Genomic DNA, 21,341 nt, shown 5'->3' on the forward strand with positions numbered 1-21,341 from the left:
GGGTCTTTCTACCGGATGACGCGGTAGTGCAGGTGTGTGACACGGTCGCCTTCGACGACGCGGGGGTTGTCCAGGAGGACTGTCCCGCCTGTGTAGTCGCCGAAGAAGCGGTGGCCGGTGCCTAGGAGGGCCGGCGCGAGGCTGTAGGCGATCTCGTCGACGAGGCCGGCGGCGAGGGCCTGGCCTGTGAGGTTGCCGCCGGTGATGGTGACGTCGCCGTCGCCGGCGAACGCCTTGGCCTTCGCGACCGCTTCCTCGATGCCGTTGACGAACGTGAACGGCGCGTCAGGGAACGGCCAGTCGGTGGGCGGTTCGTGGGTGACGACGAAGACGTGGTCCCCGACCGCCGGTACGCCGTTCCAGCCGTTCGTGATGTCGAACAGCCGCCGCCCGATGATGCAGGAGCGCACCTTCGGCCAGGTGGACCCGATGTACTCCGCACTCGCCGGGCTGACGTGGAACGGCCGCCCCGGGTCCGACCCGTACACCTCGACCGGCCCGTTGCCGTACCAGTCGAACAGCGGACCGACCTGGTCCTCGGTGTCCGCGACGAACCCGTCCAGCGACACCACGGCACTCGCGATGACGTTGCCCACGGCTACTTCTCCTTCACGACTCGGTAGCTGAGGTGCTGCGCCGCCGGTGTCGACACGGCCTCAATCAGCTCCAGCCCGGCGCCGACCGACGGCTCGGCCGGGAACAGCCGGGTCCCGCCGCCCAGGACGACCGGCGCGACGTGCAACTGCAGTACGTCGGCCAACCCGGCCGCGAGCGTCGCGTGGCAGATCTGCCCGCCGCCCATCACCATGATGTTCTTGCTGCCGGCAACTTCCCGCGCCTGGGCGACGGCTTCGCCGGGGCTGCCGACGAAGCGGAACCGGTCGCCCAGCCGGGTACTCGCCGGCGGCGTGTGGGTGACGACGAAGATCGGCGGGTTGACCTCGCCGGTCGGCTTCGCGCCGTACCCCATCTCGTCGTTCCACCCGTCCGGGGCGTCGATGACGTCGAACAGGTTCCGGCCCTGGATCACCGCGCCGGTCGCGTCGAACGCCGCCTCCAGGACCGCGCGGTCCGCGTCGGTGCCGTCGAAGACCCAGCTGTGCAGGGCGTCGCCGCCGTCCCCGAGCCCGTTGCCGACGCCGGCGTTGGGCCCGGTGACGTATCCGTCCACCGACACCGAGATGTCGATGACGACCTGGCTCATGGTCAGCTCCCCTTCGCGAGCAGCTCGGCCAGCCGGTCCATCGTGTCGTTGATGCCGCTGGTCATGCCGTACTCGATCGACTGGTCGCGGGCCTCGACCGACGGGAACACCGACCGCTGGTGCAGCCGGACGCCCTTCTCGGTCGGCTCCAGGGTCATCTTCTCGATGCACACCTCGCCCGGCGCGCCCTCCCACTCGAAGGTCTGGATGACCATCTTGTCCTGCTCCACGGTGTGGAAGACGCCGCGGAACGCGTACTCGCCGCTCTCGTCGCGGTGGACGTAGCGGTACCGGCCGCCGGTGCGTACGTCGTACTCCTCGATGGTCGCGTCCAGGTCCCGCGGGCCGAGCCATTCGGCGACCAGGTCGCGGTCGGACATGATCCGGAACAGCTGCGCCGGGGTGGCGTCGAACTCCCGGGTCACCTCGACGAACGGGGTGCCGGCCGGGGTGTTGATCGTGGTCTCGCTCATTGCTCCTGCTCCTTCACGGTTCTCAGCAACGCGTCCATCCGGCGGAAGCGTCGCTCGGTCTCGAGCCGGTACTCGTCGATCCAGCTCGTCAGTGCTTCGAGGGCGGCCGGCACCAGGTGACACGGGCGGCGCTGGCCGTCCCGGGTCCGGGTGATCAGCCCGGCGGCCTCGAGCACCTGGATGTGCCGCGACACCGCCTGCTTGGTGATCGGGAACGGTTCGGCCAGCTCGTTCACCGTGGCCGGGCCGCGGGACAGCCGCGCGATCATCGCCCGCCGGACCGGGTCGGCCAGGGCCGCGAACGACCGGTCGAGCTGATCGTCGTCAACCGTCATCTTTATCAACCATTCCCTTGATCAACCGATGTGTTGAATATAGGCAGGCGGTGCCGGAGTCGTCAAGCCGTCGATTCGAGCAACTTTGGTTGACAAGCAGCAGTTGTCAACTTAGGTTGCTTGCATGACGGAGTTGGTGGATCCCGAGGACCCCGCGGCCGGGCTGGCCGCGGTGGTGGCGTTGCGCCGGCTCGCCGACCGGCTGGAGGACAGCCAGGTGGAGCGGGCGATGCGGGCCGGCTGGAGCTGGTCCGAGGTGGCCGAGGTGCTGGGTGTCACCCGGCAGGCCGTGCACAAGAAACATGCCCGGCGGCTGCTGGCCGCCGGGGTCGCCCTGAGGAGGCGCTGATGACGGAGCACAGGCAGGATCACAAGGATGTGCGGGCGATCCTGGTGCGGCTCGGCCGTGACGAGGCTCGCCGCGAGGGTTCGCGGACGATCGAGGCCGAGCATGTGCTGCTCGCGCTCGTGGCGCTGGAGGACTCGGCCGCCGCGCGGATGCTGTCCGAGGCCGGGCTGACCGAGGACGCGATCCGGGCCGCGTTGGACCGGGAGTGGGAGCAGAGCCTGGCCGTCGCCGGGATCGCGGTCCGGGCCGCACAGTTGCCTGAGGCAACGCCGGACCGGGGGCGCGATCCGCAGATCGGCGAGTCGACCAAGCTGGTGCTGCGCCGCGCGATGGACGCCGAGCCGAAGCGCGCCCGGTTCGGCCCGATGCGCATCCTGGTCGGCCTCCTCAGCACCGACCGCGGCCGCGTCGCCCGCGCCCTGGAGACCGCCGGCGTCGACCGCACCGCCCTACTGGCCAAGGCCACCGAAGCCCTAGCCACCGGCGCCGGCTGATGCCCAACCGGCATCTGCTCCGGTGCGGGCTCGGGCGCCCCGAGAACGCTCGGCCTGAGATCGCGCCGCTAGATCGTCTCGAAGCCTGCCATCATTGCCATGTCCTCGTGTTCGAGGTTGTGGCAGTGGATCAGGTATTTGCCCTTGTGGGCGGTGAAGCGGACCAGGACCTCGACCACCTCGGCGGGGCGGATGTCGACCGTGTCCTTCCAGCCGTGGTCGTACGCGGACAGCTTGCCGCCGCCGCGGGTGAGGACCTGGAACGGCGCGAGGTGGACGTGCACCGGGTGGTGGACGTCGGTGACGAACGTCCAGATCTCGTACTGGTCGAGCTTCACCTGCGCCTGCATCACCTCGGGATCGAACGCCTTCCCGTTGATCGTCCAGCCCCGGTGACCGCCGGCGTCACCGCGACGGAACCGCCACTCCCGCCGGACCGCGCCGGCCGGACGCGGCGTCACGGCGTACGACGACAGCGCCGCCGGGATGCTGGTGTCGTCGGCGGCCTTGCGGGCCACCTTGAAGCGCAGCACGTTCGCGTTGCCGTCGAGCTTGTTGACGACCGTGACCTCGTCACCGGGCTGGTACTGCGAGAAGTCCACGATCACGTCGAACCGTTCGGCGGGCGCGAGCACCAGCGTCGTGTGCTCGATCGGCTTGTCGAGCAGGCCGCCGTCGCTGCCGATCTGGACGAACTTCGCGGGCCCCTTGTCGAAGGCCAGCTCGTACCGGCGGGCGTTGCTGGCATTCAGGATCCGGAAGCGGTACCTGACCGCGTCGACCTCGTGCAGCGGCCACGGGGCGCCGTTCACCAGCGTGACGTCCGCGATCACCCCTTCCATGTACTTCGACTCGACGCCGGGCCCATTTTGCAGTCCCGGGTACCGGAACGAGCCGTCCGCGTCGAAGGCCCGGTCCGCGATCACCAGCGGGATCTCCCGGTCGCCCCGCGGGAGCGGCAGCTTGTCCTCCTCGTCGTCGCGGACGATGTGCAGCCCGAACAGCCCGCGGTAGACCTGCGGAGCGGTGTAGTCCATCGCGTGGTCGTGGTACCAGAGGGTCGCGGCGCGCTGCGTGTTCGGGTAGGTGTACGTGCGCTTGCCGGTGGTCGGGTTGCCGCCGGACATCTGGTGGCCGCCGTGGTGACCGCTGTGGCCGTTCGCCGGCATGATCAGGTCGAGCGGCCAGCCGTCGCTCGGCGCGGGCGTGTGTCCGCCGTGCAGGTGCACCGCGGTCGGTACGTCGAGCTGGTTGACCTGCTCGATCACCGTCGTACGGCCGCTGCGGACGTCGAAGGTCGGGCCGGGCAGCAGGCCGTCGTACCCCATCACCTCGGTCTTCAGACCGGGCAGGATCTCGAGGCTCGCGGTGCGCTGGACGACCTGGTAGTAGTCGGCCTTGGCGTCGGAGCGGTTCGGCTTCTTCACCGGTGGGATCGGCAGCGGAACCTGGAAAGGAGCGGGCAGTTTCGCCTTGCTGCGCAGGAGTTCTCCGGCCTGCGAAGGCTTGGCCTCCTGGCCGCAGTTCGTCAGCGCGATCGCGGCGCCGGTACCTCCGGCAACGGCGAGGAACCCGCGGCGGGACATCTTCATCGTTTCGCCTCCCGGCGACTCAGGCGTGCGGTGGGACGGAACGACCAGACCGCCATCCAGATCACGGTGCCGACCAGGGCGGTGCCGAGCGGGACGTGAACGGCGAAGTTCTGCAGGTGGCCGACGGTGAGCTGCACGAACTCGGCGACGACCAGGAGCGGGGACACGACGGCCGGCCAGATCCGGCCGCGTCCGACGAGCGTGTAGCAGGCGGCGGCGACGGTCTGCAGCAGGGTGATCATCCAGACGGTGCTGCCCACCACGCTGTGCGGGTCGATCGCGTCGACGTTGCCGGCCAGGAAGTAGCCGGCCGCGATCGGCTGGGCGGTGATCAGGATCGCGTGCAGGACGAGGGTGATCCGCAGGACGTGCAGGCTGACCCGCGGACGACGTACCCGCACCGCCGGTGGCGGCTCGACGGTGATCATGCGGGCCGCCGGATGATCCACAACGCGAACGCCACCGTGCTCGCGACCAGCGCGATGCCCAGCGGGACATGGAGCGCGAACTGGCGGTCGATGCCCATCCCGATCTGGACGGCTTCGCCCACCAGGATCAGCAGGCTCACCGCGGGAGCTGTCCAGCGCCCGCCCTTGCGCCACCAGATCGTTGCCGCCAGCAACTGCGCGAGGCCGACGTAGGCCAGCAGGTGCCCGGTCGGTTCGTGCATCCGCAGGCCGGCCGGTGAGCCGTTCAGGTAGACCCCGGCGAAGACCGGCTGCAGGCAGATCGCCACCGCGTGCAGGCCGGACAGGACCCGGAGTACGTGCAAGGCCTTCATGTAGCCAGACAATAGTAGGCTGGCTACATGTAGATCAATCAGGTATCTCCCGGAGGGTCAGGTGAGCCGCCCCAGGGGTGCCACGGTGATGCCGGCGCGCTCGCAGACCCAGTGCGGATCCGGGCCGAGCTCCGGCTCGATGCGCAGCTCGTGGTCGTGCAGGTCGTCACAGGCGGTGCAGCGCGGCCAGCGGACACCGGAGTCGACCAGCCGGTCCTGGACGTCCTGCGCGACCAGGCCGGCGATGTGCTCGGCGCCGTCGGGCCACTGGTCGAGCCACCACTGACGACCGGCGACGGCGTCCTCCAGCAGGGACACCATCACCGCGTCGTCGAAACCGCGCGCGGCGAGGTCGTGCAGCACCATGGCCCGCGCGGTCAGCAACACTCCTGGCTCGTTCATCGCCCTTCAGAGTGCCAGACCCGACCGACAAAACAAGCTCAGTTGGCGGGGGTGGGGCAGCTCGGCGCGGGGTCGATGCGGTTGGCGAGCCGGAGCTCGCGCTCGGCGACGGACCGCAGTACGGCGCTCAACCGGGAGCGGAGCGCGTAGTTGCGGACCGGCTCGTCGTACGGCTGCTGGGGAGCGTTCGGGAGGGCCGACTGGCTGAGGTTGCGGGCGTTCTCGACCGCGGTGTTGCCGGCAATGAAGTACGTCATGGTGCTGCTCCCTCCTGAGAGCGTGGTTGATCGACCCGGGAACCGGACGGTTCCGGGGAGGTGTATGGGGTTGTCAGTGCTTGGGGGCCGGCCCGCTGCTGGAGCGGACGATCAGCTGGGTCGGCATCAGGAGCTGGCGTTCGGTGGTGGCCGGGTCGAGCAGGATCCGGCCGACCGCGCGGCCCTTGTCCTTGATCGGCTGCCGGACCGTCGTGAGTCCGGCCGTCGCCGCGGCCGGGATGTCGTCGAAACCGGCCAGCGTCAGGTCCCGTCCGGGAGTCAGCCCCCGGACCTTCATCGCCTCCAGTGCGCCGAGAGCCTGGACGTCGCTGAGCCCGACGATCGCCGTCGGCCGGTCCTGGGAGTCGAGCGCGTACTCCGCGCCGCGCAGGCCGGAGGCGAACGCGTTGTGCCCACCGGAGACGATCCGCAGCCGCGCGTCCGGCATCGCCTTCTGCAGCCCGCGGATCCGCAGCTCGCAGTCGGTGTACCCGACCTCGTCGAGCGTCAGCTCCACCGGCCGGCCGCCTGCCGCCTGCGCGTTGTCGACCAGCACGACGACGTCGCGGTGGCCGAGCCGGGCCAGGTGTTCGCCCAGCTGCGCGGCGGCCTCGACCTCGTCGATCGCGACCCAGCTCAGGTCCGGGTGGTCACCCCGGTCGGTCGACACCGCGGGGATGCCGCGGTTCGCCAGGATCTCGAGCGCCGGGTGGCCGCCGGGGACGCAGAAGATCGCCGCGCCGTCGATCGCCGCCTGCTGGACGGCGTTGCTGCCGCCCGCGATGTCGGTCGAACTGAGCGGCATCAGCAGCAGGCTGGTGGCGAACTCCTCGGCGACCTCGGCGAGCCCGGCGAGGAAGCCGACCGCGTACGGGTCCGAGAAGGCGTAGGCCAGCTTGTCGGTGAACAGCACCCCGACCGCGCCCGCCTTCCCGCTGCGCAGTGCGCGGGCCGCGGCGTCCGGGCCGGCGTACCCGAGCTCCTGCGCGGTGGCCAGGATCCGCTCGCGGAGCGCGGTGGAGAGCTGATCGGGTTTGTTGTAGGCGTTCGAGACGGTCGACGGCGACACGCCGACCGCCTTCGCCACGGTCTTCAAGGTCACGCCCGGCATCTCGCCCTCCTCGTCTGTATCGTTCTTCTAAATCGTTCTAGAAAAACGATACAGATGGTCCTCGGGGAGTGCAACCCGAATTCGCCGCGAGTGCGAGAGGATATGGCGCATGGGTTCGTTGCTGGAGATCATCGCGTTGCACCCGGCGGACGCGGAGGCGGCGCAGGAGGGCGGGGCGGACCGCCTGGAGCTGTGTGCGGCGATGGAGGCCGACGGGTTGTGCCCGTCGGTGTCGACGGTGAGTGCGATCCGGCGGGTCACCGACCTGCCGCTGCGGGTGATGCTGCGGCTCGACAACTCGTTCACCGCGAACGGCGCCGACCTGAACCGGCTGACCGCGATGGCGCAGTCGTTCCTGGCCGCGGGCGCGGACGGGTTCGTGCTGGGGTTCCTGACGCCCGACAACCAGGTGGACGTCGAGTCGGTGAACGCCCTGGTCAGCACGTTCGCCGGGACGCCGTGGACGTTCCACCGCGCGGTCGACGCGGTGCTGGACCAGCAGGCCGCCTGGCGTGCGCTGCGCGGCCTGCCGGGGTTGGACTGTGTCCTGACGGCCGGCTCGTCGATCGGTGTCGGCCACGGGCTGGACGACCTGTGCAAGCTGGCCAAGGAGGACCCCGCCGTGGCCGGGGTGATGATGGCCGGCGGCGGTCTGCAGCCGGAGCATGTGCCGTGGCTGTTCCAGAGCGGCGTACGGCGGTTCCACGTCGGGTCGTCGGTGCGCCAGGACGGGTCGTGGACGAAGGCGTACGTGAACTCCCGGTTCGTCCGGTCCTGGCGGAACCTGCTCGACGCCCAGGACGCCCGCGAATGATCCTCATCGACCCGCCCGCGTGGCCGGCCTGGGACAGGGTCTGGTCGCACCTGGTCAGCGACGAGTCCTACGAGGAGCTGCACGCGTTCGCGAAGGCAGCGGGCATCCCGGCGCGCGGCTTCGACCGCGACCACTACGACGTACCCAGTGACCGGTACGACGACCTGGTCGCGGCTGGCGCCGTACCGGTGTCCAGCAAGGAGCTGGTCCGTCGGTTGACCGCAGCGGGGCTCAGGCACCGAAAACGGCCCCCGACCGAGTAGATCGGGGGCCGTCTGTTTCAGTCGAGCAGTTCGGTCACGGTGCCGGCAGCGACCGTGTGGCCGCCCTCGCGGACCGCGAAGCCGAGGCCGACGTCCATCGCGACCGGCTTCTCCAGTTCCACGCCGAGCTCGATCGTGTCGCCGGGCATCACCAGGGCGATCTCACCCAGGTCGATCCCGCCGGACACGTCCGTGGTCCGGAAGTAGAACTGCGGCCGGTAGTCCGCGGCGAACGGCGTGTGCCGGCCGCCCTCGGCGGTGGACAGCGCGTGCAGGTTCGCCCGGAACTTCCGGTGCGGCCGCACACTGCCCGGCAACGCCACCACCTGGCCGCGACGGACCTCGTCGCGCTTCACGCCACGCAGCAGCACCGCCGCGTTGTCGCCCGCGTCCGCGGACTCCAGCGACTTGCCGAACGTCTCCAGCCCGATCGCCGTACTGGTCACCGTCGGGCCGAGGCCGACGACCTCGACCGCGTCGCCGAGCTTCAGCGAACCGCGCTCGACCGCACCGGTGACCACCGTGCCGCGGCCGCTGATCGTGAGCACGTTCTCGATCGGCATCAGGAACGGCTCGCCGAGCTCACGGTCCGGCACCGGCACGTAGTTGTCGACCGCGTCCAGCAGCTCGCCGATCGCGGCGGTCCACTGCGGGTCGCCCTCCAGCGCCTTCAGGCCGGACACGCGCACGACCGGGACCTCGTCGCCGGGGAAGCCGTACTCCGAGAGGAGCTCACGGACCTCCAGCTCGACCAGGTCGAGCAGCTCCGGGTCGTCGACGGTGTCCGCCTTGTTCAGCGCGACCACCAGGTACGGCACGCCTACCCGGCGGGCGAGCAGCACGTGCTCGCGCGTCTGCGGCATGGCGCCGTCCTGCGCGGAGACGACCAGGATCGCGGCGTCCACCTGGGCGGCGCCGGTGATCATGTTCTTCACGTAGTCGGCGTGCCCGGGCATGTCGACGTGCGCGTAGTGCCGGGTCGCGGTCTCGTACTCGACGTGCGAGATGTTGATCGTGATCCCGCGCTGCAGCTCCTCCGGCGCACGGTCGATGCCGTCGAAGGCGACGAAGCGGTTCACACTCGGGTCGCGGTCCGCGAGCACCTTGGTGATCGCGGCGGTCAGCGTCGTCTTGCCGTGGTCGACGTGCCCCATCGTCCCGATGTTGAGGTGCGGCTTGGTCCGCACGAACTGGCTCTTGGCCATGGGTTTTCCTTTGCTGTCAGAAGATTCCGGGGTGAGCCAGGACCCTCCGGCAAGCCCTCACAGCGCTGTCACCGCGTGGAGGGGGCCGGTGCGAGCCACCCTCTTCCACGGGTCCTGCTCAGAGGGAAGAGGGTCGGCCTCGAGTGCCGGTGCAATCGACTGACGGTGCCCACGTGGGAGCGCCCGTCAGGCCCGTGCCTGACAGGTCGAACTCGAAAACCACGCGGAACATGCGGATCACGGTAGGGGTCAACGCTGCCCCCGGCAACGGAATTCCCAGGCCCTAGTTGAGGGCGAAGAGCCGGGTGCCGTCGGAGAAGACGGGCCGGGCGGCGGCGACCGTGACGGCCGGCTTGTTGCAGGTGACCTCTTCGGACTTGGCGACCGCTTCGGTGTTCGGGCTGGGCACGATCGGCCGCGACTGGACACCGGTGCTGCCGATCAGCACGGGGGAGCAGCTGCCGTTCGCCTGCGGCATCAGCGTCACCACGCGTCCGTCCGGCAGCAGCCCGAAGCCGTTGCGCGGGTACTCCGGCTGCTGCAGCTTCGGCGGTACCTCGAGCAGGTGGTGCCACTGCGGCGTACCGTCGGCAGGACTCGACGCCGACACGTCGTACGTCTGCGGTTGGCCGGGCTCGTTGCCGGTCCGGCAGGTGATCAGCACGAGTGATGCGTGCGTGGCCGCCAGCTGTGCGTCGCAGGACGCCGGGCCGAGTCGCGGACGTGGCGTCCCGGGCACCGGAGTCGTCCAGAGGATCCGGCCCTCGTTGATGTCCACCGACCACTGGTGGAGTGTGCCGCCCGCGGCGCCTGTCCAGATCAGTCCGGACACCTCTCGCGTGTCCGGTACGGCGACCAGCTCGGCGACCCAGGTCGACGGCGCCAGCTCGGAGCTGAGGTCGATCCGGGTCGCCAGGTCGACCTCCCACTTCTGCGCACCGGTCTTCGCGTCCAGGCCGCGTACGACGGCGCCGTTGCCGGCGCAGGCGTCCACGACGACCGCCTGGTCGCCGACCAGTTCGCCCTGCGTGACAGTGCAGCGCACCTGGGCCCGCCAGTGCGTCGGACTGCTCACGCCGTGCGCGACGACGTAGTTGTCCTCGGCGACGAGCAGCTGGTTCGCGTCGACAGCCAGCGCGGTCCCGTCGGTGTCGACCTCGGTCAGCACTTTTCCGGTCACCGCGTCGAGGACGGCGTACGTCGGGAGCTTGATACCCGCGGGTCGCCGGTACTGCGACCGCGGCAGGTGCGCGGCGATGACCTTGCCGTCCGGGGAGACCACCAGGCCGCGGGAGCCGTTGGAGGCGGCGTCCTGTACGTCGGCCCGCGAGTAGCGCCAGCGGATCTGGCCCGTGGCCGCGTCGGACATCACCACGCCGTCCGGCCGCAGCTCGGCGACGCCACCCGCCGTACCGGTGATGGCGCCGGTTGCGGGGACCTCGCGGCTCCAGGCCAGCGTGCCGTCGAGCTGGACCGGCTGCTGGGTCGGCTCGATCGTCGTCGTCGTGCTGACCGTGTTGGCGGTTTCCAGCCGAGCCTGCACGAACGGCTCACCAGCCGACACCACGACCCACGCCAGCAGCGACCCACAGACAGCAGTCGCACCGACTGCCAGCCACCGCGGAGGAGCCTGTGCGTACGGCGGTGCGAGCCGTAGCCGTCGTGCCAGCGCCAGCAACGCGCCGGCGAGGACCAGGGTGACGGAAGCGAGCAAGAGGTACGGCCAGCGCTCCGACATCGCCGCACCGGGCTGTGCGGCCGGCCAGCGCCACCAGCACAGGCCGATCGCGATCAGGCCGACAGCCGCGAAGGCGATCGCCGGAACGGTCACCAGCCGCTGCTGCGACCTCCGGAACCACGCACAGGCCAGTCCGGCCGCTGCCGCCGTACCGGCGATCGGCGCCCAGACCGGGAAGCCGCTGGCGTCGGCCGCGTCGGCCGGCCACTTGGCGGCCGCGCCGAGACCGCGACCCAGCAGCACCGAGGAGGCGACGATCGCGCCGAGCGCGGCGCCGAAGTAGATGACCGGGATCAGCCCGCCGATCGGCCGGGCCGCCCTAGGGCCCAGGGACTCGACCTCCCGCGCGAGGTTGTCCCGGGCCGGTCTCTCCCACTCCTCGTGGCCGCGGGCGGTCGCGTACAGCCGCGTCTCGCCCAGGCTCTGCAGGAACGACATCCGGCCGCGGGCGAAGTCCCGGTCCGCGACGTGCGCGTACTCCTGCCGGATCCCGGCCGCGTACTCGTCGTACCGCGCCGCCGGCAGGCTCAGGATCCGCAGGTCGGCGTCGCAGAGCACGGCACCGTTGCGGTCGTCCGGGTCGCAGTCGTGCTTCGCGGTCAGCCGGACCAGCCGCCCGATCTCCGCGACCCGGTCGGCGTCCACGCCGTACGCCGCGAGCTCGAGCTCGGCCAGCTGCGCCGAGACCTCCTCGTTCTCGCCGGGGTCGGCCTGCGGGTCGTAGATCGCGTCGTGGAACCAGGCCGCCAGCCGGACGGTGTCCGGGTCGTCGGCGTCCGCGGCCAGCTCGTCGATCGTCGCCAGCACCTCGGTCAGGTGCTGCTGGTCGTGATAGTGGCGATGTTGCTCTGCGTAACGAGCCAGCAGGTCGTCGCCCAACGGCTGCGCGTGCGGCAGCAGGCGATTCCACTGGTCGCGCAGGTCCATGGCTACGGAGTCTGACACCCGTTGGGAGTCGAGACCGACCGATCCGGGGGTCCCGGATCGGTCCGTGGCCAAAGCGATATCGGCTCGTCACCTGACCGCTTCGACGGGTGCGCCGGACAACGAATTCCAGCGATGGAATTGCGGTCCAGATCACACTCCGGGGTCAACCGGGCGATCGTCACTCCGTGTCGGCTACGCGGTGTGACTAGCGGAGGGCGATCATCGTCTCCGGGCCGGAGGTGAGCACGAGGTTGCCGACGGCCCGCGGATCGCGGCTGCAGGAGACGGCCGCGGGCAGCCGGGCCTGCCGGAAACCGGTCCGGCTGATCACGTTCGCGACGCAGCCGCCGGCGGTGCGGGTGAGCGAGACCACGCGGCCGTCCGCGGTCACCGTGACCTTCGTCCGCGGGCTTACCGGGGCCTCGGTCTGCCAGGCGGTCAGGCCGGTGTTCGCGTCGACGGCGGTCACCACGGTCCGGCGGTTCTCCAGGCTGCTCGGGCCCGGGCAGTCGACGACGATCAGGTACCTCCCGGCGGCATTGAGCAGCGTGCGGCAGGCCCAGGTCCGCGGCACCTCCCAGCGCCAGCGGATGTCACCCGTCCGCGGCTCGATCGCCGTCAGCGCGGCCGGTACGTCGCCATCGCCGCCGGGCTCGGCCACCACGACCAGACCGGCCACCACCACGGGCCGCCGGTAGGTGTCCGTCGACGTCTTCGTCCACAGCTGCTTGCCCGACTGGACGTCCAGTGCGGTCATCTGGTCCGGCCGGTCGTCGCAGGTGTGGCTGACGAACGACACCACTGTCTCGGCGGTCGCGATCGCGCCCAGGTCGGTGCACTCGCCGGACTCGTACGTCCACCGCTCCCGGCCGTCCGGGTCGACACCGTGCAGCTTGCCGGAGCGTTCGCCGGTCAGCAGCGGCTGCGCCTGCTGGATGACGTGGTCGCGGGTCCGCCCGGACCAGGCGGCCTTGCGGTGGCCGGTGTTCGCGTCGAGCAGCAGGTAGCCGACGTCGGCGAACTGGGCCAGCACGTACTCGCCATTGCCCGTGGCCGTGATCACCGGCTTCTCGTCGGAGTCCGAGCGGCTGTAGCGCCACCGCAGCGCACCCGTGGCCGCGTCGAGCAGTTCCACCACGCCGCTCGGTCGCGGGATCGCGATGCCGTACCGCGTGCCGACCGCCTCCTCCGCCCCGGTGCCGACGACCGAGTCGCTGATCCACGCGACGCCACCGTCCAGGACGGAGGGTGTAGCGCGACCGGCGTCGCGTGGCGCGCTCTCGACGCGCTCGTTCGAGGAGAGCACGTAGTTGCGCGACAGCGGCTGCACGATCAGTAGGAGCGCCAGCGCGACCGCTCCCGGTACGGCGAGCCACGCGAGTTGCTGGCCCAGGTTCCGGGCTGGGAGGAAGCGGGCGGTGCGCGTGCGCAGTAGTGAGGCCACGAGGGCTGCGGCGCCGGCCACGAGGAGAAGTAGTAGCGCGGAGATCAGTAGTGGGACGCGGAGGCCGATGCCCACGGCTTCGTTGGTGCGCGGCGCCTGGGCCCAGGCGATGAGCAGTCCGGTCAGTGCGATCGCCAGAACCGAGCCTGCGATCAGGCGGGCGCGCTGACTGGCACTGCGGGCGCAGCGGAAGAGCACTGGCGCGCAGAAGAACGACAGGACCGCCAGCGCGACCGTCGGCCAGCCTGCCTCGTGCCGGGTCGCCGGGATCTCCCAGGACGCACCGGTCGCGGCGATCGCGACCACGGCGGCTGCGATGGCTGTGAAGGTGGCGGTGGCTGTCAGGGCGGCCTGCTGCCAGCCACGCCAGGGCGCCGGGAGCTCGCTGTCCAGTCCGGCGAGCTCCGACTCCAGGTTGAGCCGTGCGACCTGGCCGAGACGCTGCCGGGCCAGCTGCGTGCGGTACAGGTGGCCGTCGAGTAGGTCGCGCACCTCCTCGTACCGGTGCTCCAGCGCGGCCTTGCGCTCGCCGGCGTCACGTCGTACCTCGGCGGTGTGGACGGCGTACCGGCTCGGGTCGGAGGCGAGGATCGCGTTGACAGCGTCGAGGAGTACGTCGCCGTTGGCATCCCGGCGCGGTGGCGCGTAGGCGTCCGGCTGCGGCGCCGCGAGGTCGCCGGTCAGCCGGATCAGCCTGGCGACCTCGGCGATCCGGATGGGCGGTACGCCGTACTGAGGGAGGACCTGCTCGGCCAGCCGGGCCGACGCCTCGGCGTCCTCGGGCGGTGTGCCGCCGGGCTCGTGGACCGCGCGGTGGAACCAGGCCGCCAGCCGGACGCTGGTGGGGTCGGTGGAGAGCTGGATGAGCGAGTCCAGCGCGGTGAGGACGATCGTGAGGTACTGGTCGCGGTACGCGCGGCGGTTGCGTTCGACGTACCTGGCGACCAGGTCGTCGGCCAGTGAGGCAGACCGGGGCAGCAGGTTGTCCCAGCGCGCCCGGAGTTCCACCACTGCTTCAGTCTGCCAGCCGCACTTCTCCAACGACCTACGAGTCGAGCACCGCTGGGTTACTGCTTGGCTGCCAAGACCCCGCTGAGCAGACCGGGGTAGAGCTTCTCGAGGTCCTCGCGGCGGAGGATGCTGATCCGCCGGGTGCCGTCGGTGTGGGTGGAGATGACGCCGGCCTCGCGCAGTGTCCGGAGGTGGTGCGCCCGGGTGGACGCGGTCACCGGGAGTTCGATCTCGCCGCACGCGATCCCGGCCGGCTGCTCGGCGAGCGCGCGGACGATCGTCAGCCGGACCGGCTCGCCAAGCGCCTGGAGAACCGCCTCGACGCGGATCTCGTCCCGCTCCGGCTGCGGGAGGACTTTGCTGGTCATGTCTCCCATAGTACGACGCCTGTCGAAGTTCGATGATCTTCGTAGTACGATGATGATCGAAATAATCGTCTCCGGAAGGTCCTCTCCGATGTCCGCACGGATCTACCTGCTCGGTGCCGGCGCGTTCGCGGTCGGCACCAGCGCGTACGTCGTGTCCGGTGTGCTGCCCGACGTCAGCTCCGAGCTGCACGTCTCGCTGACGGCCGCGGGTCAGCTCGCCACCGCGTTCTCGCTGTCGTACGCGATCGGTGCGCCGATCCTGTCCACGCTGACCGGCCGGTGGGAGCGCCGTACGCTGCTGATCGCGGCCCTGGTCCTGGCCGCGCTCGGCAACCTGATCGCCGCGCTGGCCGTGAACTACCCGATCCTGATCGCCGGACGCGTGGTGGCCGCGCTCGGTGCTGCCATGTACACGCCGGCCGCCACACTGTTCGCCACCAGCCTGTTGCCTCCGGAGGAACGCGGTAGAGCAGTAGCCATCGTGTTCGGCGGGCTGACGTTCGCGCTGGTGCTCGGCGTACCCGCCGGCACGCTGCTGGGCCCGACGCTCGGCTACAAGGGTGTCTTCGCGCTGATCACCGCGGTCGCCGTACTGGTCGCGATCGCCGAGCGCGCCGCTCTGCCGACGGTCGACGCACCACCCGTGGTCAGCCTGCGGGAACGGTTCGCCGGTGTGGCCGACCGGCGGGTACAGATCATCCTCGCGATGACGGTGCTCGCGGTGCTGGCCGCGTTCAGCGTCTACATCTACATCGTCCCGCTGCTCGAGCACACCGCCGGCCTGACCGGCAGCATCACAGGCCTCCTGCTCCTGCTGTACGGCGTGGGCGCGGTGATCGGCAACTTCTTCGGCGGCTGGATCACCGACCGCTTCGGCAGCCTCCGCACACTCGTCGTCCTGATGCTCTCGATCACAGCCGTCCTGGCCACGCTCGACCTGACGCTGACCACCACGGTGGGCGCAGGAGCAGCCCTGGTCGTGTGGGGCGCGCTGACGTGGGCCTTCAACCCGCCGGTCCAGAACCTCCTGCTGGAGCTCGGCGGCGGTCTCCTCATCTCGCTGAACGCCTCCGCGATCTACCTCGGTGCAGGTCTGTCCGCGGTCGTCGGTGGCCTGGTGATCCAGACCCTCGGCGTCGGCTACCTACCTGTCCTGGGTGCGGTCCTGTCGCTGGTAGTGCTTGGCCTGGTCTACCTCCTCTGGCGTGACCCGGCTCTGCAGCGTGTGGAGGAGCTGGAGCGCGAGGAGGACGTCTACGTCACCGCAGCCGCTGACTGAGGAGGACCTCTGGTAGGGCACTCTGTGGCCCATGCGTCTGCTTGCCGGTGTGCTCCTGCTCGCCTCCACCCTGACGGGGTCCACCGACCCCACTGCGGTGGTGGAGGGCTGGAAAACGTCGCCTGTGTACGTCGACCCGACGCAGCGGTCGCTGGTATCGGACGAGGACGCGGCTGAGCTGGCCGAGCGGGTGAGCGGGCACGACCCGGCGATCCGGATCGCGGTCGTGCCCGCGGCCGTGCTGAACGACGGCAGCGGCAACAACAACGCGGCAGCGCGGAAGTACGTCGACATGCTGGTCGACGCGCAGCGGGCGGACGGCATCTATCTGGTCGTGTTCGGCGGTGCGATGAGCTGGGGGAGTGCGGTCGGTGTCGACACCCCGATCGCGGAGATCCTCACCGACGAGCTGAACAAGCACAGCCGCTCCGACCCGGCCGGCATGCTCAACGGCGTGCTGGATCGGCTCGACGTACCGAAAGCCTCCAAGGGCACACCTGGGTGGCTGTGGCCGCTGCTGATCGTGCTGGTGGTGCTGGTCGCCGGCGGGCTCGGGCTGCGCTGGTGGAAGTCCCGTCCGGGCAAGGACAGCGGCCCGGCCCTCTACCGGCCGTCGTACGACGTGCTGCCGGACGAGGTGGACACCGTCGAAGAGCGGCGGGCGGCGGCGCGGGAGGACGTCACCAGGTTCGGTGAGGAACTGGATGCGGCGGACGTGCGTCTGGACGGCGTGGAGAATGCGGCGGATGTGCAAGCGGCGATGGATGCGTACGCCGACGCCGGTCGCGTGGTCGACGGCGAGCCGGACGACGACGAGCTGCGGGAGGTGCGGGCCACCGTCGAGTACGGACGCTGGCGGCTGGCCTGTGCCCAGGCGAAGGTCGCGGGCACACCAGCGCCCGCCCGGCGCGCGCCATGCTTCTTCGACCCCGGCCACGGCACGTCCGTGACCGACTGGATGTACACGCCACCTGGCGGGCGGCCCCGGGAGGTCCCGGTCTGTGCTGCCTGCCGTGACCGGCTCTCGGGAGGAGCACGATGAAGCGTCTGCTCGGTGCGTTCGCACTCATCGCGTTGTGGGTCGTGCCAACACTGCCCGCGCACGCCGCCGACACCCCGGGCGCGTACATGAACACTGTGGCGAGTCAGCTCGGTGACCCCGGTGTCTGGGTCGACCCGGCCGTCACGAACCTGACCGCGACCGAGACCGCGGAGCTGGACGCACTGGCGAAGAGCGCCGCCGCCCCGATCCGGATCGCGGTGATCCCGGCGGCCAAGATCAACACGTCGACCAGCAAGTACTCGGTGCGGCTCGCCTGGGAGGGCGAGGAGATCGCGGACCAGCTGTACGACCGCGTCGGCGTCGAGGGCGTGTACGCCGTACTCGTCGACGCGACGTCGCAGAGCAAGGGACGCGGGTTCCACGCCGTCCAGCGCGCCGACAAGGGACCGACGTACTTCGTCGGCGACGCGGTGGACCAGGCGGTCGACTGCTGCGCGCCCGGCTACGAGCGGATGATCAAGCGGTTCATCGAGCGGGCGCAGGTCGTGGACAAGCCGTTCTACGTCGACGCGGCGCCGTACGCCGGTGGTGCGGCCGGGATCATCGGGCTCTGGTGCACGGTGACCGGGCTGGGCGCCCGCAGGGCGCGGCGGCAGGACGAGAAGGCGCACCTCGCGGTCGTGCAGCCGCTGCTGAACGAGGAGATCATCACGCTCTCCCAGCAGGTCTCCGCGCTGCCGACGACCTCGGACCCACAGCAGTCGAAGCTGTCCAAGGACGTGCTCGACACCGTGGAGAAAGCACGGCAGCGCCTCGACCAGGCCAAGGGCGACGAGGACATCGAGGCGGTGACGACGCTGCTCGGCTCCGCCCGGTACGGGATCACCTGCCTGGACGCCCTCCGGGCCGGCAAGCCGATCCCGGAGCCGACCGCGCCGTGCTTCTTCGACCCGCGGCACGGGCCGAGCGTCGCGGTGGTGGACTGGAAGCCGGAGAACGGCGCCGCCCGCAACGTCGACGTCTGTGCGGACTGCAAGGCGCGTGACGAGGCAGGCCAGGAGCCGGCGATCAGGATGGTGAAGGGCTGGCAGATCGAGCGCCCCTACTGGGAGTACGGCGAGGACCTGGCGGCGTACGTCGACGGCTACTGGTCGCGTGGTGACGGCCGGCAGTGGTGGTTCCCGGACTCCGACTTCCGGCGCCGCGGCGAGGAGATGCGGTCGCGCTGGCGGTCCCGCCGGCCGGGTGCGCGGTTCGGGCGATTCAGCTCGAACGTCGGCAGCTCCCTCGGAGACTGGGCCGCCTCGTCCGGCAGCGGCTCCGACGACGACGGCAGCAGCTGGTCCAGCGGCTCCAGCCGGCGCAGGTCCTGGTCGTCACGGACCCGGTCCAGCGGTGGCGGCTCGTCCCGGCGCTCGTCGCGCCGGTCCGGCGGGTCACGGGGCTTCTAGTACCTCGGGCAGGTCCTCGCTGTGCAGCACGACCAGTGAGGTGACGGCACGCGTCAGGCAGACGTAGAGGCGCCGGAGCCCGGTCCGCTCGTCGGCCTCACCAGCCACGATGCCGGCCGGCTCCACCAGCACCACGTGGTCGAACTCGAGACCCTTGGCCAGCGACGCCGGTACGACGTCCAGATGGGCTTCCACGTCGTCCTCGTCGCCCAGCACCGAGAAGGCCATGCCGTGCAGAGCCTTCCGTGCGGCGGGGACCAGTGCGTCCGGGACGATCAGCCCGATCGAGCCTGGGCGTTCGGACACCTCGCGGACCGCGGTCACCGCGGCAGCCAGGCTGTCCGGCACGCGCGTGATGGTCAGCTCACCACGCGCCCGCCGTACCGCTGTCGGTGGCTTCAGGTGCGGGGCGATCGACGGCAGCAGGCGGGCGGCGTACTCGATCACCTGCCCGGGGACACGGAAGCCCGCGGTCAGCTCCTCGGTGTGGGCGCTGGTCTTGCCGAGGTGCTTCAGCGCCTCGTCCCACGACGGCGTCGCCCACGGCGTGGTGCCCTGCGCGATGTCGCCGAGCACGGTCATCGAGCCGGTGGAGCAGCGTCGGCCGACGGCGCGCAGCTGCATCGCGGACAGGTCCTGCGCCTCGTCGAGCACCACGTGGCCGAGCGACGGCGTACGGTCGACCAGGTCGGCGATCTCGTCGATCAGCGTGGCGTCGGCAACGGACCACTTGGCCGCGCCGGGCGACCGCGGCACCTTGTCCCAGGTCAGGAGTGCCTGCTCCTCAGCGGTCAGGATGCCGTCGGCGTGCTCGGCGAGCAGCTCCGGCTCGGTGAAGAGCCTGAACAGCAGCTTGGCCGGGTCCACCGCCGGCCAGAGCGCCTCGGCGTACTGCTTGACGGGACGGCTCCGCGCGACCGCGTCCTGCACCCGGTCGTCAGGTGAGTCACCGGCCGCCTCCATGCGCAGCAGTACGGCGTGCGCCAGCCGCTGCGGCAGCATCGCGCGCCCGGCGCCGTACCTGATGCCGCGCGTCCGCAGCTCGTTGACGAGCTCCTCTGCCTGGTACGTCGCCACGCGCCACCTGTGCGCGCCGCGCGGGACGACGAGCGCCTCCTGCGGCTGCTTGACGTGCGACCACACCGCCCGATGCAGTACCTCGGCCATCCGCGCGTCGCCCTTGAGGACGTCGACCGGCGCGGACCCCGGACCGGCGATCTTCACCCGGGCGACGAGCTCCTCGACCGTGGTCTGCTTCGCCTCGATCTCACCCAGCGCGGGCAGGACGTCACCGATGTACCGCAGGAAGCTGGCGTTCGGCCCCACGACGAGCACACCCGCGCGGCTGAGCTGGTCGCGGTACGCGTAGAGCAGGTACGCCGCTCTGTGCAGGCCGACCGCCGTCTTACCGGTGCCAGGTGCTCCCTGCACGCAGATGGTCTGCTCGACACCGGCCCGGACGATCACGTCCTGCTCCGGCTGGATGGTGGCCACGATGTCGCGCATCGGGCCCGACCGCGGGCGCTCGATCTCCGCGTCCAGGATGTCGCTGTGCTGTTCGGCCGGACCGCCCGCGGTCAGGTCCTCGTCCTCGAACGCGGTCATCTCGCCGTGCGTGAAGCCGAAGCGGCGGCGGATGCCGACACCCATGGGCTCGGTCTTGCTGGCCCGGTAGAACGGCACCGAGATGTCTGCTCGCCAGTCCACCACCAGCGGCTCGCCGTGCGCGTCGTTCACGTGCCGGCGGCCGATGTGGAAGGTCTCCTCGGCCGGCTCGAGGTAGTCCAGCCGGCCGAAGAACAGCGGCACGTCCGGGTCGTCCTCGAGCTCCTTCATCCGCTGGAAGATGGCGGCCTGCAGGAACTCCTGGTTGACCCGGTCCGCGCTGTGGATCTCCAGCGCCCCGGTCTTCTCCCGCATCAGCGCCAGCGCCGCCCGGGAGGTCTTCAGGTAGTCCTTCTCGGCCTGGAGCGTGTCGGACGTGTCTGCGGGCATGCTGGAACCTCCGGCGAGAGTGGGGAAGCCCAGCTACGTTACTTGAGCACTCGCCGTGGTGGAACCGAATTACGGGTCCTGGGCCTGTCGGCGTGCAGACCCGGCCGGAGCAGGAACGGGAGGCTGGCCGCCAGCAGGACCAGTACGACGATGCCGTCCAGCCAGTAGTGGTTGGCGGTGACCACGACCACGCCGAACGTGACGATAGGGTGCAGCAGCCACAGCCACCGCCACCGCGACCGGGTGATCAGGACCATCGACAGCGCGATCAGTGCGGCCCAGCCGACGTGCAGGCTCGGCATCGCGGCGAACTGGTTCACCGCGCTACCGGTCTGGTCGGGGCCGTAGACGGACTGGCCGAACCGCAGCCCGGTGTCGACGAAGCCCGGCAGCATCCGCGGCGGCGCCAGCGGGAACGCGATGTGACCGATCAGCGCCAGCCCGGTCAGCGACACCATCGTCCAGCGGACGTGTGCGTACGCCCTGGGCCGCCAGATGCTCAGCCAGAGCAGTACTGCGGCGGTGAGCGGAGCGTGCACGCTCGCGTAGTACAGGTTCGCCCCTTGTACCAGCTGCGGGAACTGCAGCGCCCAGTGCTGGATCGCTGCCTCGTCCGGCAGGTGCAGCCAGCGCTGGAACGACAGCACCTCGTGAGCGTGGTCGAACGCGGAACCGGAGTGTCGGGCGGCGAGCTGCCGTCCGGCACTGTAGACAAGGAAGAGGGTGGCCAGCAGGACTGCTTCCCGGACCACCCTCCAGACAACCTTTTGCTGTTGTACCCCGCCCTGCCCCGCCCGCTCGAGTGCCTGGATCCCCATACCGTTCGACGGTACCCGGCAGCGGCA

Annotated in this window: 23 protein-coding genes; 7 read left to right on the forward strand and 16 right to left on the reverse strand. The window is 70.6% G+C overall.

What is annotated here, in order from left to right; genetic code table 11:
• Positions 1–8: 8 nt before the first annotated feature.
• Genes ABN611_RS18220 through ABN611_RS18235 form a run of 4 tightly spaced genes read right to left on the reverse strand, consistent with a single transcriptional unit; the run spans position 9 to position 2,012 of the window.
• Positions 9–596 carry a dihydrofolate reductase family protein gene (locus tag ABN611_RS18220; RefSeq protein WP_350281068.1) on the reverse strand — a complete coding sequence of 196 codons (588 nt, stop codon included), beginning with the start codon at positions 594–596 and terminating at the stop codon, positions 9–11.
• A gap of 2 nt (positions 597–598) precedes the next feature.
• A complete protein-coding gene (locus ABN611_RS18225; protein ID WP_350281069.1) occupies positions 599–1,204 on the reverse strand; it encodes a dihydrofolate reductase family protein in 606 nt (201 codons plus the stop codon).
• Between the two features lie 2 nt (positions 1,205–1,206).
• Positions 1,207–1,677, reverse strand: a complete 471-nt coding sequence (locus ABN611_RS18230; RefSeq protein ID WP_350281070.1) for an SRPBCC domain-containing protein — start codon at positions 1,675–1,677, stop codon at positions 1,207–1,209.
• Positions 1,674–2,012 carry a metalloregulator ArsR/SmtB family transcription factor gene (locus ABN611_RS18235; protein ID WP_350281071.1) on the reverse strand — a complete coding sequence of 113 codons (339 nt, stop codon included), beginning with the start codon at positions 2,010–2,012 and terminating at the stop codon, positions 1,674–1,676. The genes ABN611_RS18230 and ABN611_RS18235 overlap by 4 nt, the downstream gene beginning before the upstream one ends.
• 124 nt (positions 2,013–2,136) lie before the next feature.
• Here ABN611_RS18235 and ABN611_RS18240 point away from each other — a divergent pair, with 124 nt between their 5' ends.
• Together ABN611_RS18240 and ABN611_RS18245 are read left to right on the forward strand one after the other, a co-directional pair.
• A complete protein-coding gene (locus ABN611_RS18240; protein WP_350281072.1) occupies positions 2,137–2,361 on the forward strand; it encodes a hypothetical protein in 225 nt (74 codons plus the stop codon).
• On the forward strand, positions 2,361–2,855 hold the full coding sequence (locus ABN611_RS18245; protein WP_350281073.1) for a Clp protease N-terminal domain-containing protein: 495 nt from the start codon (positions 2,361–2,363) through the stop codon (positions 2,853–2,855). Before ABN611_RS18240 ends, ABN611_RS18245 begins: the two co-directional genes overlap by 1 nt.
• Positions 2,856–2,923: 68 nt before the next feature.
• Here the strand turns inward: ABN611_RS18245 and ABN611_RS18250 are convergent, their stop codons facing one another.
• From ABN611_RS18250 to ABN611_RS18275, 6 genes are all read right to left on the reverse strand, one after another.
• Entirely contained in the window at positions 2,924–4,447 is a 1,524-nt protein-coding gene (locus ABN611_RS18250; protein WP_350281074.1) for a multicopper oxidase domain-containing protein, read from the reverse strand.
• A complete protein-coding gene (locus ABN611_RS18255) occupies positions 4,444–4,875 on the reverse strand; it encodes a hypothetical protein (RefSeq protein WP_350281075.1) in 432 nt (143 codons plus the stop codon). Before ABN611_RS18255 ends, ABN611_RS18250 begins: the two co-directional genes overlap by 4 nt.
• Positions 4,872–5,228, reverse strand: a complete 357-nt coding sequence (locus tag ABN611_RS18260) for a hypothetical protein (RefSeq protein WP_350281076.1) — start codon at positions 5,226–5,228, stop codon at positions 4,872–4,874. The genes ABN611_RS18255 and ABN611_RS18260 overlap by 4 nt, the downstream gene beginning before the upstream one ends.
• Positions 5,229–5,285: 57 nt before the next feature.
• Positions 5,286–5,630: a hypothetical protein gene (locus tag ABN611_RS18265; RefSeq protein ID WP_350281077.1), complete on the reverse strand. Its 345-nt coding sequence runs from the start codon at positions 5,628–5,630 to the stop codon at positions 5,286–5,288.
• A gap of 38 nt (positions 5,631–5,668) precedes the next feature.
• Entirely contained in the window at positions 5,669–5,887 is a 219-nt protein-coding gene (locus tag ABN611_RS18270) for a hypothetical protein (RefSeq protein WP_350281078.1), read from the reverse strand.
• Between the two features lie 73 nt (positions 5,888–5,960).
• Positions 5,961–6,998, reverse strand: a complete 1,038-nt coding sequence (locus tag ABN611_RS18275; protein WP_350281079.1) for a LacI family DNA-binding transcriptional regulator — start codon at positions 6,996–6,998, stop codon at positions 5,961–5,963.
• A 109-nt stretch (positions 6,999–7,107) separates the two neighbouring features.
• On the opposite strand from ABN611_RS18275, the gene ABN611_RS18280 reads away from it, so the two are divergent.
• Both ABN611_RS18280 and ABN611_RS18285 read left to right on the forward strand, forming a co-directional pair.
• Positions 7,108–7,812, forward strand: a complete 705-nt coding sequence (locus tag ABN611_RS18280; RefSeq protein WP_350281080.1) for a copper homeostasis protein CutC — start codon at positions 7,108–7,110, stop codon at positions 7,810–7,812.
• Entirely contained in the window at positions 7,809–8,075 is a 267-nt protein-coding gene (locus tag ABN611_RS18285; RefSeq protein ID WP_350281081.1) for a DUF4031 domain-containing protein, read from the forward strand. Before ABN611_RS18280 ends, ABN611_RS18285 begins: the two co-directional genes overlap by 4 nt.
• Positions 8,076–8,092: 17 nt before the next feature.
• Here ABN611_RS18285 and tuf read toward each other — a convergent pair whose 3' ends face one another.
• From tuf to ABN611_RS18305, 4 genes are all read right to left on the reverse strand, one after another.
• The gene (gene tuf / locus ABN611_RS18290; protein WP_350281082.1) at positions 8,093–9,280 is read right to left on the reverse strand and encodes an elongation factor Tu; all 1,188 of its coding nucleotides are present in this window, start codon (positions 9,278–9,280) and stop codon (positions 8,093–8,095) included.
• A 283-nt stretch (positions 9,281–9,563) separates the two neighbouring features.
• Entirely contained in the window at positions 9,564–11,945 is a 2,382-nt protein-coding gene (locus ABN611_RS18295; protein ID WP_350281083.1) for a hypothetical protein, read from the reverse strand.
• Positions 11,946–12,150: 205 nt separating this feature from the next.
• Positions 12,151–14,400: a PQQ-binding-like beta-propeller repeat protein gene (locus ABN611_RS18300; RefSeq protein WP_350281084.1), complete on the reverse strand. Its 2,250-nt coding sequence runs from the start codon at positions 14,398–14,400 to the stop codon at positions 12,151–12,153.
• Positions 14,401–14,456: 56 nt separating this feature from the next.
• Complete coding sequence (locus ABN611_RS18305) at positions 14,457–14,768, reverse strand: helix-turn-helix domain-containing protein (RefSeq protein ID WP_350281085.1); 312 nt, start codon at positions 14,766–14,768, stop codon at positions 14,457–14,459.
• An 88-nt stretch (positions 14,769–14,856) separates the two neighbouring features.
• Here ABN611_RS18305 and ABN611_RS18310 point away from each other — a divergent pair, with 88 nt between their 5' ends.
• Genes ABN611_RS18310 through ABN611_RS18320 form a run of 3 tightly spaced genes read left to right on the forward strand, consistent with a single transcriptional unit; the run spans position 14,857 to position 18,501 of the window.
• The gene (locus ABN611_RS18310) at positions 14,857–16,047 is read left to right on the forward strand and encodes an MFS transporter (RefSeq protein ID WP_350281086.1); all 1,191 of its coding nucleotides are present in this window, start codon (positions 14,857–14,859) and stop codon (positions 16,045–16,047) included.
• Positions 16,048–16,078: 31 nt separating this feature from the next.
• The gene (locus tag ABN611_RS18315) at positions 16,079–17,089 is read left to right on the forward strand and encodes a hypothetical protein (protein ID WP_350281087.1); all 1,011 of its coding nucleotides are present in this window, start codon (positions 16,079–16,081) and stop codon (positions 17,087–17,089) included.
• Positions 17,086–18,501, forward strand: a complete 1,416-nt coding sequence (locus ABN611_RS18320; RefSeq protein ID WP_350281088.1) for a hypothetical protein — start codon at positions 17,086–17,088, stop codon at positions 18,499–18,501. The genes ABN611_RS18315 and ABN611_RS18320 overlap by 4 nt, the downstream gene beginning before the upstream one ends.
• Here the strand turns inward: ABN611_RS18320 and ABN611_RS18325 are convergent.
• A complete protein-coding gene (locus tag ABN611_RS18325; protein ID WP_350281089.1) occupies positions 18,487–20,496 on the reverse strand; it encodes an AAA family ATPase in 2,010 nt (669 codons plus the stop codon). The two genes, ABN611_RS18320 and ABN611_RS18325, sit on opposite strands and share 15 nt — an antisense overlap.
• 38 nt (positions 20,497–20,534) lie before the next feature.
• On the reverse strand, positions 20,535–21,248 hold the full coding sequence (locus tag ABN611_RS18330; protein ID WP_350281090.1) for a phosphatase PAP2 family protein: 714 nt from the start codon (positions 21,246–21,248) through the stop codon (positions 20,535–20,537).
• Positions 21,249–21,341: the final 93 nt, after the last annotated feature.

This window comes from Kribbella sp. HUAS MG21 (assembly GCF_040254265.1).
Classification (GTDB): domain Bacteria; phylum Actinomycetota; class Actinomycetes; order Propionibacteriales; family Kribbellaceae; genus Kribbella.